Below are 11133 nucleotides of genomic sequence, written 5' to 3' on the forward strand. Positions count from 1 at the left end.
CACCACACCCGGCCGGCGTACCGGCGGGTTCGTCGCCCGCCGCCCGGGGGTCGTGGGCGGCGAGCGACGCTCCTGCCTGACGGGACCGGGCTCGCGACTGCCCGGAAACCCAGGTGCGGCCCGCGAAGCCACACCGCCCGGAGCTGGCGCCGCGAAACACCGCGCTCCGGCTGGTTGGAACGGGCGTTCGAGGCAATCGAACACTCGTTCTAACTGCTCCTGACAGTACACCTCCCCTCCGACGAAAATGCAACGTGTGACGCGCCGAGGCTCGCCGTCCGTACGCACCGGAGTGAACCGGCGCCGGCGGACCGGGAAGAATGTCCCCATGCAGCCACACCCGAACGTACGGGCGGTGCAGGACGCACTCGACGTCGCCGGTGCGCGCGACGGCGCCGGCCAGCCCAGCACGGTCCGCCTGCTGCCCGACGCGGTGCACACCGCGGCAGCCGCGGCCGAGGCGCTCGGCGTCGAGGTCGGCCAGATCGCCAACTCGCTGATCTTCGACGCGGACGACGCGCCGCTGCTCGTGCTCACCTCCGGCGCGCACCGGGTCGACACCGCCGGCCTCGCCGCGTCCATCGGAGTCACCCGGCTGCGCCGGGCCACCCCGGAGTTCGTCCGGAAGCACACCGGGCAGCCGATCGGCGGGGTAGCCCCGCTCGGGCACCCGCAGGCGCTGCGCACCCTGGTGGACACCGCGCTGGCGGCGTACCCGCAGATCTGGGCCGCGGGCGGCGTACCGCAGGCGGTCTTCCCGACCACCTACGCCGAGCTGCTGCGCGTCACCGCCGGCGTCCCGGCCGAGGTGGCGTGAGCGAGCCGCGCGAGCGAACCGGCCGGCACAGCAGCGCCGTACCGGAGCTGGTCACCCTGCACGTGTGGCGGACCTCCCGCGGCGCGCTGCCCCGGGCGCTGACCCGGATGGCGGTGGACCCACGTCGACTGCGGGCCCTGCCGGGTGTCCGGTTCGGCAAGCTGCTGGGCACGGGGACCGGCACCGGCTTCGGGCCGGGTGACGCCGACCTGACCCGGTGGGCGGCGCTGACCGTCTGGGACTCCCCCGCCGCGGCGGCCGGCTTCGACGACTCGCCGGTCGGACGCGCCTGGGCGCGGATCGCCCACGCCCAGGCCCGGGTCGACCTGCGCCCGCTGAGCAGCCGGGGCGAGTGGTCCGGCCAGCGACCGTTCGGCGAGCCGCCGGGCGGCCGGGTCACCGGCCCGGTGCTGGCGCTGACCCGGGCCCGGTTACGGGCCCGCCGGGCGGCCACCTTCTGGCGGGCGATCCCGCCGGTGGCCGCCGCGCTGCGCGACGCGCCCGGGTTGCTGGCCCGGTTCGGCGTCGGTGAGGCCCCGCTGGGATGGCAGGGCACGGTGAGCGTGTGGCGCGACCCGACGGACCTGGTGGCGTTCGCGTACCGTCACCCGGAGCATCGGGCGGCGATCATGCGAACCCCCACCGCGGGCTGGTACGCCGAGGAGCTGTTCGCCCGGTTCGAGGTACGTGACGTGGTCGGCGACCGGACGGTCCTCGGGTGGGTCGCCGACGGCGACCAGGCGACAGTGAAGGGTGGACGGGCATGAGGTTGGTGCGCTGGACGCCGGACGATCTCGTCCGACGGCTGGACGACGTGGTGGCCGTCTACGGCGAGGCGATGGGGTACCGCACCGACCTGCTGGAGGCCCGGCGCGGCTACATCGCCACCCACGTCCGCCGGCCCGGGTTCCGGGCCGTGGCCAGCCTGACCAGCGAGGGTCACCTCGCCGGCTTCGGGTACGGCTATCTGGGCGGTCCGGGCCAGTGGTGGCACGACCAGGTGCACCGGGCGCTGGACGCCCCGACCCGCAAGCGCTGGCTCACCCACTGCTTCGAGGTGGTCGAGCTGCACGTCCGTCCGCCGGCGCAGGGGCACGGGCTGGGCGCCGGGCAGTTGCGGGCGCTGCTCACGATGGCCGAGGGCGACACCACACTGCTGTCCACCCCGGAGGCCGAGGAGCAGACCTCGCGGGCCTGGCGGCTGTACCGGCGGTTCGGCTTCGTCGACGTGCTGCGCGACTTCCACTTCCCCGGTGACGAGCGGCCCTTCGGCGTACTCGGTCGAGACCTGCCGCTCGAGCCCGCCGCGTCATGACCCGGCGGATCTCCTGGACGCTGCTCGCCGTCCTGGTGCTCGCCCAGATCTGCTACCCGCTGACCACCGGCGCCACCCGGGCCGGGCTGACCGTGGCCACGGTCGTGCTCGGCTGGCTGCTCTCGGTCGGCCACGCGCTGCTCAGCCGGGGCCCTCGGGTGGCGGCGGCGCTGGTCGCGGTGGCCACCGGCGGCGGGTTCGCGATCGAGGCGATCGGGGTGGCCACCGGTGTGCCGTTCGGCAGCTACGACTACTCCGGTGAGCTGGGCCCCAAGCTGGCCGGGGTGCCGTTGATCATCCCGCTGGCCTGGACCTGGATGGCCTGGCCGGCCTGGCTGGCCGCGGTCCGCCTGACCGGCGGCAGCGGCACGCCGCTCGGCCGGTGGGTGGGCCGGATCGCGCTGGCCGCGGTGGGGCTGGCCGCCTGGGACCTCTTCCTCGACCCGCAGATGGTCGCCGAGGGCTACTGGGTCTGGCGGGACGCCACCCCGGCGCTGCCCGGCCTGGCCGGCATCCCGGTCAGCAACTACCTGGGCTGGCTGCTCTTCGCGGTGCTGCTGATGAGCGCGCTGCGCCCGCTGGCCGGTCCGGCCGCCGAGCACACCGACCGGCGGGACCACCCGATGCTCGCGCTGTACCTGTGGACGTACTTCTCCAGCATCCTGGCCCACGCGGTCTTCCTGGACCTGCCCGCGTCGGCGCTCTGGGGCGCGGCAGGCATGGCGGTCACCGCCGTGCCGTTGGCGGTGACCCTGCTGCGCGCCCGCCGGCCCCACCACGCGCGCCGGGACGACCACCAACCGCACCGCCCGGGCGTCGACGCGACCCGATGACCGTCCTCGTCGCCCTGCTGCTCGCCGTCGCCGCGCTGACCGGGCACACCTGGGTCAACGCCGCCCGATGGCTGCGCCGACCCACCGACCGGCCGGATGACGTCGACGAGCCGGTGGCCGTGCTGCTGCCGCTGCGCGACGAGGCCACCCGGGTCACGCCCTGCCTGCGCGCCCTGCTCGCCCAGCGTGGTGTGCCGGCGCTGCGCATCGTGGTCCTCGACGACGGGTCCACCGACGGCACCGCCGACGTGGTCCGCGCGGTCGTCGGCGACGACCCGCGGGTCACCCTGCTCAGCGGGGTCGCCCCGCCGCCGGGCTGGCTGGGCAAGCCGCACGCCTGCTGGCAGTTGGCCACCCGGGCCGACCCGGCGGCCACCGCGCTGGTCTTCGTCGACGCCGACGTGGTGCTCGCCCCGCACGCCGTGGCCGCGGCGGTCACCGAGCTGCGCGCCGCCCGCGCGACGCTGCTGTCGCCGTACCCCCGGATCGTGGTGGCGACGGCGGCCGACCGGCTCGTGCAGCCGCTGTTGCAGTGGTTGTGGCTGACCTTCCTGCCGCTGCGGGCCATGGAGCGCTCGCGGCGGCCGTCGCTGGCCGCGGCGGGCGGGCAGTTCCTGGTGCTGGACCGGGCCGGCTACACCGCCGCCGGCGGGCACGCGTCCGTCGCCGACAAGATCCTGGAGGACGTCGAGCTGGCCCGGGCCGTCAAGCGCGCCGGGAGGCGGATCGCCCTGGCCGACGGCTCCCGGCTGGCCACCTGCCGGATGTACGACGACTGGCCGCAGCTGCGCGACGGGTACTCGAAGTCGCTGTGGGCGTCGTTCGGGCACCCCGGCGCGGCGGCCGCCGTGGTGACGCTGCTGCTCCTGCTCTACACCGCCCCGCCGCTGGTCGCGCTGGCGGTCGCCTCGACAGCTCCCCGGATGTCAATGGTTGCGCTCATCGCATACCTGCTCGGGGTGGCCGGGCGGGTGCTCACTGCCCGGGCGACCGGCGGCCGGTGGTGGCCCGACGCGCTCGCACACCCCGTGTCGGTCGTGGTCCTCGGTTGGTTGACGCTGCGGTCGTACCATCTGCGAAAGCGACGCCGCCTGACCTGGCGGGGCCGCCCGGTCAGCTAGGAGGGCGCGGCATGGCGCGGATCGTGGTCGTCGGCGCCGGGGTGGGTGGCCTGGCCACCGCCGCCCGGCTGGCCGCAACCGGGCACCAGGTGACCGTCTTCGAGGCCGCCGACACGGTCGGCGGCAAGCTCGGCCGGTACGCGCACGACACCCCGGCCGGGATGTTCCACTTCGACACCGGGCCGAGCCTGCTCACCCTGCCCGAGGTCTTCCACGACCTGTTCGAGGCGACCGGGGCGAAGCTCGACGAGTACCTGGACCTGACGCCGCTGGACCCGATCGTCCGGCACGTCTTCGCAGGTGGCGGCCCGACCCTGGATTCGTGCACCGACCCGGTGGAGTTCGCCGCGCGGATCGGGGCCGCCCTCGGCGACCGGGCGGCGGCCGACTGGCAGCGGCTGTGGCGCCGGGCCGCACGGGTGTGGGAGGCCTCCTCGCGGGACATCCTGCGCCGTACCGTCGACTCCCCCCGCGACCTCGCGTCGCTGGCCTGGCGCGTCGGTGACCTGGCTGCCATCGCCCCGGGCCGCACCCTGCGCGGGCTGGGCCGCCGGCACCTGTCCGACCCGCGGCTGCGGATGCTGCTGGACCGGTACGCCACCTACACCGGCGCCGACCCGCGGCGGGCCCCGGCGGCGCTGGTCGCGGTCCCCTACGCCGAGCTGACCTACGGCGGGTGGTACCTGCGCGGCGGGCTGGGCACGCTCGCCGACGCGCTGCTGACCCGCTGCCTGGACCTCGGCGTGGTGGTGCAGACCGGCACCACGGTCACCCGGATCGACGCGGCGGGCGGCCGGGTGCACGGGGTACGCCTCGCCGGCGTCACCGCGCCGGTGCCCGCCGACGTGGTGGTGGCCAACGTCGACGCGCTCACCGTCTACCGCGACCTGCTGCCACACGCGCGCCGGCTGGCCGGCCTGACCGATCGCAGCCTCGCCGGTTTCGTGCTGCTGCTCGGCGTCTCCGGCAGCACCGGCCTGGCGCACCACAACGTCTTCTTCCCGCGCGACTACGACGCGGAGTTCGACGCGGTCTTCGGCGATCCGGGGCGGGGCGTCCGGGCCCGACCGGCGGCCGACCCGACGGTGTTCGTCACCGTGGCCGACGACCCGATGGTCCGCCCCGCCGGGCACGAGGCGTGGTTCGTGCTGGTCAACGCCGCCCGGCAGGGCACCGCCGGTGGCGCGGTCGACTGGCGACGCCCGGGGCTGGCCGACGCGTACGCCGATCGGATCCTGGATGTCCTGGCCGAGCGCGGCGTCGACGTGCGGGACCGGCTGCTGTTCCGCGAGGTGCGCACCCCGGCCGACCTGGACGCGGCGACCGGGGCGCCGGGCGGCGCGATCTACGGCACCGCCGGTGGCCTGCTCCGCCCGGCCAACCGGGGCCCGGCGCACGGGCTGTGGCTGGTGGGCGGCTCCAGCCACCCCGGCGGTGGCCTGCCGATGGTGACCCTCTCCGCGCAGATCGTCGCCGACGAGATCGGCCCCGCCTGGTGAGACCCGACGGGGCGCTCAGCCGGCGTCGAGCAGCGCGCGGCGGACGGTGGACAGCAGCTGCCCCAGCCCGAAGCCGGCCAGCAGCACCCACACCGCGGTCGCCATGGTGATGGTGCCGGCGGCCAGCTCCGGCTCGATCAGGCCGGCCAGCCCAGCGACCACCAGGCCCGCCAGCGCGACCGAGACCCGGGTGGGTCGTTCGCCGACGGTCACCGCGCCGATGTCGCGCATCCCGGCGGAGACCGCGCGGGCCCGGACGTACTCGTGCAGCCAGGACAGCGCCCCGGCTGCGACGACAAGCGCGCCCGGCGCGCCGACCAGCCAGAACGCCAGCAGCCACGCCACCTCGCCGAGCCGGTCGGCCAGCGAGTCGTAGACGTAGCCGAGCCGGGTGGTGCGGCCGGTGGCGACGGCCACCGCACCGTCCACGCTGTCGGCCACCGCGGCGAGCAGCACGAACAGCGCGCCGAGGAACGGGCCGTCGCCCGGCCGGGTCGCCAGCAACGGTACGCAGAAGCAGAGCAGCACCCCCGCCACGGTGACCGGGGTGGGGCCGACCCGCAGCCGACCCAGCACATACCCGACGTGGTAGGCGAACCGCAGCCAGGCACGCACCACCGGCGCGGCGACCCGCGGGTCGAACCCGCCGTGCAACCGCGCCCACGCCGTGGCGTACTGGTCCCAGTTCAGCTGTGTGCCCACCTGAGGATCAACCGTCGTGCCGGGCATCAGGTGTCGCAGACTCCGTGTTCACACCCGCGCGCCGGCCTTGAGGTTCTGCCAGACCTCTCGGGTGGCGGTGGACCGGTTGAGGGTGATGAAGTGGACACCCGGAACGCCCTCGTCCAGCAGTCGACGGCACATGTCGCTGGCCTGCTCGATGCCGAGCCGGCGCAACGCCTCCGGGTCGTCGGCCACCCGCTCGAAGCGCGCCGCCAGCGCCGGCGGGAAGGGCGCCCCGGACAGCTGCACGGACCGCTCGATGGTGCCGATCTGGGTCACCGGCATCACCCCGGCCAGGATCGGGGTGTCGCAGCCGGCGGCGGCCACCCGGTCGCGCAGGCGCAGGTAGTCGTCGGCCTCGAAGAACATCTGCGTGATCGCGAACTCCGCGCCGGCCCGGCACTTGCGGACGAACTGCGCGGTGTCGCTGGCCACGTCGGGCGAGCGGGGGTGCTTGTACGGGAAGGCCGCCACACCGACGCTGAAGTCACCGGAGTCGCGCACCAGCCGGACCAGGTCCTCGGCGTAGTCGACGCCCTCGGGGTGGCGGACCCACTCGCCGCCCGGGTTGCCCGGCGGGTCACCGCGCACGGCCAGCACGTTGCGCACCCCGACCCCGGCGAGCCGGCCGATCACGTGCCGCAGCTCGGCCACGGAGTGGTTGACCGCGGTCAGGTGGGCCATCGGCAGCAGGGTGGTGTCGGTGGCGATCCGCTCGGTCACCGCCACGGTGGTGTCCCTGGTCGAACCGCCCGCGCCGTAGGTGATCGACACGAACGACGGACGCAACGACTCCAGCTCGCGGATCGCCTGCCAGAGCAGCCGCTCCCCCGCCTCGGTCTTGGGCGGGAAGAACTCGAACGAGAAGGTCGGCTGGCGGTCACGGATGAGCTCCCCGATCGCCGGCTGCGGATTGGGGAGTACCGAGGGAAGACCGAGCGCCACGACCCGACTCTAGCGGGCGACGCCATCGGGACCCAGGAGCTTCCCACCGCCGTACGCGAGTCGGTCGATCCCGGCCCTGCGGCGCGGCCAGGCCGTCTGCGGCGGACTCCACAAACTCAGGTCGGATGAACAACGAACGTCTGGCGATGGCATCACCTCTGCTGTCGAGCTGGTAACAGTCGATCCAGCACCAACCGTCGTAGGTAACCCAGTCAAGCCTTCTGATGACCCGAACGGTTATCGGGCTCATGAACTGAACGCTGACCTTCCGATCAAGCCGCAGAACGTCACCGGCCTTCACGGCTGCTTCCTTGCTCGCCAGAGCTTCAGAATGAGTCCAGGCTCTGAGCTTTGGACAGCCATCCTGCCGGCAGCGTGGGCACGTCTTGCGGATGTGCAGATCCACTATGAAACCGGCCATGATCACGAGAAACGGTGGCTCCGGCCTGATCTCCTCAAGCATTAGGGCGGTCGTCTCGCTGGCTGTGCCGCTTCGCGGCTGGCCGTGCGCTGGTGGTATCTCCCTGCTTCCGTGGCGGCGTAGGAGGGTCACAGGCCACGGGCTGATAGGCCGAGCGCTCGACGACGTCGATCGATTCGTTAGGACGTTGGAACCACTTCCATCGACGCATGAGCTGCCTCCCGAGACCCCTTGGGTGGCCGACACGCAGTGCCTACCCCTAGATCACTCAGCGTGCCGACCACACTGCAACCCTAATCCTGTCTAGGCACCCTGTCCAGACAGGTAATGTCGTGTCATGGCGAACAGGCGGTCGGGAAGATCGGGAGTACGGTGACGGGCGTGCCTACCCCGCACCCACAGCCGCGCCGCTACCGGCAGGTCGCCGACGAGCTACGCCACCGGATCGAGGCCGGCGTGATCGCCCCCGGCTCCTTGCTGCCCAGTGAATCGACCTTGATGGCCGAGTTCGCAGTCGCGCGCGGAACCGTTCGTGAAGCCTTGGCGCTGCTGCGGGCAGAGGGCTTGGTGATGACAGAGGTTGGACGAGGCACCTACGCCCGTCCGATCATGCCCGTGCGTCGACTCGCTTCCGAGAGGTACCGCAAAGAGCTGGAGCAGGTTCGCAGCGGCGAGCTCGGGACGTCCTTCACTGCTGACCAGCAGGTCGAATGGTCTGCCTACAGCCTCGATAAGAGCTTCTTCGAGGTGCCGGCTACCGAGTCCATGGCCGAGCTGTTCGGGGTGGAGCAGGGGACGATGCTATTGGAGCGCCATTTCCTGTTCCGTACTCACGGCGTGCCGCAACAGCTGTCCGTCTCGTCGCTGCTGCTCGACATGGTCGCCGGCACCCCGGTAGCCGACCCGGAGAACGAGCCCTGGCCAGGCGGCAACACGTCACAGCTCTATAGCCTCGGGCACACCGTCACTGGCATCCGTGAGCGGCCGGGATGGAGGATGCCGACGCCGGATGAGGTGGAGGCTCTGCAAATCCCTGGCGGAGTTCACGTCGTGGTGATCACTCGACAGACGTATGTCGGTGAGCGCGTGGTCGAGGTGGCGCGAATCGTCAGGCGTGCCGATCTGGTGGAGTTGGACTACTGGGTTGACCTCACCTAAGCCGACAGACCGGGCCCGCAGCCGGTAGTGCCCGACGCGGGGGCGGTGCGGCCCGGCGACGCGCGGCACGTTCGGCGAAGGAAGCCGTCGTACCCCCGGGGTAGGAAGGGGGAGCGCGGGAGGGGCGGCGGGGGTGGCCCGGTTCCCGCGTGGGGGTCACCCAGCCGAGGTGTGCCCGGCCCGTGGCGCGGGCGGGGTGTCACCGCGTCGACGTCCGCCGGGAGGACCCGTGACCTCGTCCCCACCGCCGCACCGCACCCAACTCGGGCCGCTCCTGGTCCGGCATCGGCTGGCCCGGGGTTGGAGCCAGCGGCGCACCGCCGCCGAGTTGTGCGCCGCCGCGGGCGTGCCGACGTTGAGCCGCCACGAGGTGTCCCGGTGGGAACGGCAGCGACGCGTACCCGGCGGGTTCTGGCTCGGCTGGCTCGCCGTCGTGCTGGACATACCGGCGGCGGTGCTCACCGAGGCGGCCGTGCGCACCCGGCGAACCTGCCCGCCCACGGCCGGCGGGTCGGGCCGACCCGGCGCGGACGGTGCGCGGCCGGCCGGGCGGACCGGTCCGGGCCGTACCGGCGGCAGTACGCGTGGCGGTGGAGCGCGAGCCGGGACGACCCGCTAGCGTCGTGGCGTGACCCACGCTGCTCCCGTGTCCCCCGTCGACCGTGCCGGCCTGCGGGAGCGGGTCGACCGGGCGCTCACCGAGTTTCTGGCCGGCCAGCGGGCCCGGTTGACCCGGGTGGACGAGGCCCTCGTCCCGGTGGCGGAGGCGATCGAAGCCTTCGTGCTCGGTGGCGGCAAGCGCCTGCGCCCGGCCTTCGCGTACTGGGGGTTCCGGGGAGCCGGCGGGGTGGACGGCGACCAGGTCCTCACGGCCCTCGCGGCGCTGGAGTTCGTGCAGGCCAGCGCCCTGATCCACGACGACCTGATGGACCGTTCCGACACCCGGCGCGGCGAGCCGGCGGTGCACCGGCGGTTCGCGACCCGGCACCGGGCGGCCGGCTGGGGCGGCGACCCGGACGGGTTCGGCGACTCCGCCGCGATCCTGCTCGGTGACCTCTGCCTGGTGTGGTCCGACGAGCTGCTGCACTCCGCCGGCCTGGACCTGCGGGCGGTGGCCCGGGCCCGGCCGGTCTTCGACGAGATGCGCACCGAGGTCACCGTCGGGCAGTACCTCGACGTGCTGACCCAGGTCACCGGGGACACGTCGGTGGAACGGGCCAGCAAGGTCGCCCGGTACAAGTCGGCGAAGTACACCGTCGAGCGTCCGCTGCTGCTCGGCGCCGCGCTGGCCGACGCGGGCGAGGACATCCGGACGACCTACTCGGCGTACGGGTTGCCGTTGGGCGAGGCGTTCCAGCTCCGCGACGATGTGCTGGGGGTCTTCGGTGACCCGGCGCAGACCGGCAAGCCGGCCGGGGACGACCTGCGCGAGGGCAAGCGCACCTATCTGGTGGCGGCGGCCGTGGAGGCCACCGACGACGCGGGCCGGGAGCTGCTGCTCAGCCAGCTCGGCGACCCGGGCCTGGACGAGCGGGGCGTGGCCCGGCTACGCGAGCTGATCGACGCGAGCGGGGCGCTGGCCCGCACCGAGCAGCGGATCGTCACACTCACCGACTCCGCGCTCGCCGCGCTGACGGCCGTCGACCTGGACACCGAGGCCCGCCAGGCCCTGGTAGACCTGGCCATAGCGGCAACCCGCCGAGCCGACTAACCCCGTCCCCCCTCCCCCACCCCCTCCCGGAGCGCGTCGATCATGAAGTTGTTGCCCACGCGCGCGGCGTGTCGTGGCAACAACTTCATGATCGACGGTGAATCTGGAGGCCCGGGAGTCGTCTAGAAGCCCAGGGCCTGGGCTCGGCGCTTGACCTCGCGGGCCTGGTCGCCGGAGAGGGCCGCGGCCGGGGTGTCGCCGGGAAGCGTGTCGTCCGGCTCGTAGAGCCAGCGCAGCGCCGCCTCGTCGTCGTAGCCGTTGTCGGCGAGCAGGTTGAGCACGCCGGGCAGGTGCTTGAGAACTGTCTCGTTGGCCACCAGCTCCGCGGGTATCCGGCGGATGCCGTCGCGGCGGACCGCCAACAGCTCCCGGTCGCGGATCATCTGGTGCACCTTGCTGATCGACACGTCGAGCCGCTCGGCGACGTCGGGCAGGGCGAGCCAGCCCGCCGGGTCAGTGGGGCCGGCGAGCTCGGGGCCGGGTACGGCCTGGTCGGGTACGGATTCGGTCACCCGATCACCCTGCCACGCCGCGGCCGGCGAGGGCCACCGGCACCCCGCACGGCCAGTCCGCGCCCGCCGACGGGCACC

General features: G+C 73.6%; 12 protein-coding genes. 9 read left to right on the plus strand and 3 right to left on the minus strand.

Features of this window, described 5'->3' with window-relative positions:
- Positions 1-328 precede the first annotated feature (328 nt).
- The 6 genes from ACFYPH_RS07790 to ACFYPH_RS07815 are packed head-to-tail and all read left to right on the plus strand — an operon-like array spanning position 329 to position 5585.
- Positions 329-817 (plus strand): YbaK/EbsC family protein, encoded by a 489-nt coding sequence (locus tag ACFYPH_RS07790; protein ID WP_354862371.1) that lies wholly within the window; start codon positions 329-331, stop codon positions 815-817.
- The gene (locus ACFYPH_RS07795) at positions 814-1584 is read left to right on the plus strand and encodes a monooxygenase (protein WP_355066881.1); all 771 of its coding nucleotides are present in this window, start codon (positions 814-816) and stop codon (positions 1582-1584) included. Before ACFYPH_RS07790 ends, ACFYPH_RS07795 begins: the two co-directional genes overlap by 4 nt.
- Positions 1581-2132 carry a GNAT family N-acetyltransferase gene (locus ACFYPH_RS07800; RefSeq protein ID WP_354862773.1) on the plus strand — a complete coding sequence of 184 codons (552 nt, stop codon included), beginning with the start codon at positions 1581-1583 and terminating at the stop codon, positions 2130-2132. The genes ACFYPH_RS07795 and ACFYPH_RS07800 overlap by 4 nt, the downstream gene beginning before the upstream one ends.
- Positions 2129-2965, plus strand: coding sequence for a carotenoid biosynthesis protein (locus ACFYPH_RS07805; RefSeq protein ID WP_354862772.1), 837 nt, complete (start codon positions 2129-2131; stop codon positions 2963-2965). Before ACFYPH_RS07800 ends, ACFYPH_RS07805 begins: the two co-directional genes overlap by 4 nt.
- Positions 2962-4086, plus strand: a complete 1125-nt coding sequence (locus ACFYPH_RS07810) for a glycosyltransferase family 2 protein (RefSeq protein WP_354862770.1) — start codon at positions 2962-2964, stop codon at positions 4084-4086. The genes ACFYPH_RS07805 and ACFYPH_RS07810 overlap by 4 nt, the downstream gene beginning before the upstream one ends.
- A gap of 11 nt (positions 4087-4097) precedes the next feature.
- Positions 4098-5585, plus strand: a complete 1488-nt coding sequence (locus ACFYPH_RS07815; protein ID WP_354862768.1) for a phytoene desaturase family protein — start codon at positions 4098-4100, stop codon at positions 5583-5585.
- 15 nt (positions 5586-5600) lie between these two features.
- Here ACFYPH_RS07815 and ACFYPH_RS07820 read toward each other — a convergent pair whose 3' ends face one another.
- Both ACFYPH_RS07820 and metF read right to left on the minus strand, forming a co-directional pair.
- Entirely contained in the window at positions 5601-6314 is a 714-nt protein-coding gene (locus ACFYPH_RS07820; protein WP_355066882.1) for a CDP-alcohol phosphatidyltransferase family protein, read from the minus strand.
- A gap of 21 nt (positions 6315-6335) precedes the next feature.
- Complete coding sequence (gene metF, locus ACFYPH_RS07825; RefSeq protein WP_355066883.1) at positions 6336-7253, minus strand: methylenetetrahydrofolate reductase [NAD(P)H]; 918 nt, start codon at positions 7251-7253, stop codon at positions 6336-6338.
- A gap of 802 nt (positions 7254-8055) precedes the next feature.
- Here metF and ACFYPH_RS07830 point away from each other — a divergent pair.
- The 3 genes from ACFYPH_RS07830 to ACFYPH_RS07840 all read left to right on the plus strand — a co-directional run bounded on the left by ACFYPH_RS07830 (position 8056) and on the right by ACFYPH_RS07840 (position 10543).
- Positions 8056-8832: a GntR family transcriptional regulator gene (locus tag ACFYPH_RS07830; RefSeq protein WP_355066884.1), complete on the plus strand. Its 777-nt coding sequence runs from the start codon at positions 8056-8058 to the stop codon at positions 8830-8832.
- 229 nt (positions 8833-9061) lie between these two features.
- On the plus strand, positions 9062-9451 hold the full coding sequence (locus ACFYPH_RS07835; protein ID WP_354862760.1) for a helix-turn-helix transcriptional regulator: 390 nt from the start codon (positions 9062-9064) through the stop codon (positions 9449-9451).
- 9 nt (positions 9452-9460) lie between these two features.
- Positions 9461-10543, plus strand: coding sequence for a polyprenyl synthetase family protein (locus ACFYPH_RS07840; RefSeq protein WP_354862758.1), 1083 nt, complete (start codon positions 9461-9463; stop codon positions 10541-10543).
- 122 nt (positions 10544-10665) lie between these two features.
- Here the strand turns inward: ACFYPH_RS07840 and ACFYPH_RS07845 are convergent, their stop codons facing one another.
- A complete protein-coding gene (locus ACFYPH_RS07845) occupies positions 10666-11055 on the minus strand; it encodes an Rv2175c family DNA-binding protein (RefSeq protein WP_355066885.1) in 390 nt (129 codons plus the stop codon).
- Positions 11056-11133: the final 78 nt, after the last annotated feature.

It is taken from the genome of Micromonospora sp. NPDC005252, assembly GCF_042872475.1.
In the GTDB taxonomy this organism is placed as follows: domain Bacteria; phylum Actinomycetota; class Actinomycetes; order Mycobacteriales; family Micromonosporaceae; genus Micromonospora.

Bases quoted from the DNA above. Each gene is read 5' to 3' on its own strand.
- ACFYPH_RS07805 (WP_354862772.1), top strand. From the start codon at position 2,129: ATGACCCGGCGGATCTCCTGGACGCTGCTCGCCGTCCTGGTGCTCGCC.
- ACFYPH_RS07810 (WP_354862770.1), top strand. From the start codon at position 2,962: ATGACCGTCCTCGTCGCCCTGCTGCTCGCCGTCGCCGCGCTGACCGGG.
- ACFYPH_RS07820 (WP_355066882.1), bottom strand. From the start codon at position 6,314: ATGCCCGGCACGACGGTTGATCCTCAGGTGGGCACACAGCTGAACTGG.
- ACFYPH_RS07815 (WP_354862768.1), top strand. From the start codon at position 4,098: ATGGCGCGGATCGTGGTCGTCGGCGCCGGGGTGGGTGGCCTGGCCACC.
- ACFYPH_RS07790 (WP_354862371.1), top strand. From the start codon at position 329: ATGCAGCCACACCCGAACGTACGGGCGGTGCAGGACGCACTCGACGTC.
- ACFYPH_RS07800 (WP_354862773.1), top strand. From the start codon at position 1,581: ATGAGGTTGGTGCGCTGGACGCCGGACGATCTCGTCCGACGGCTGGAC.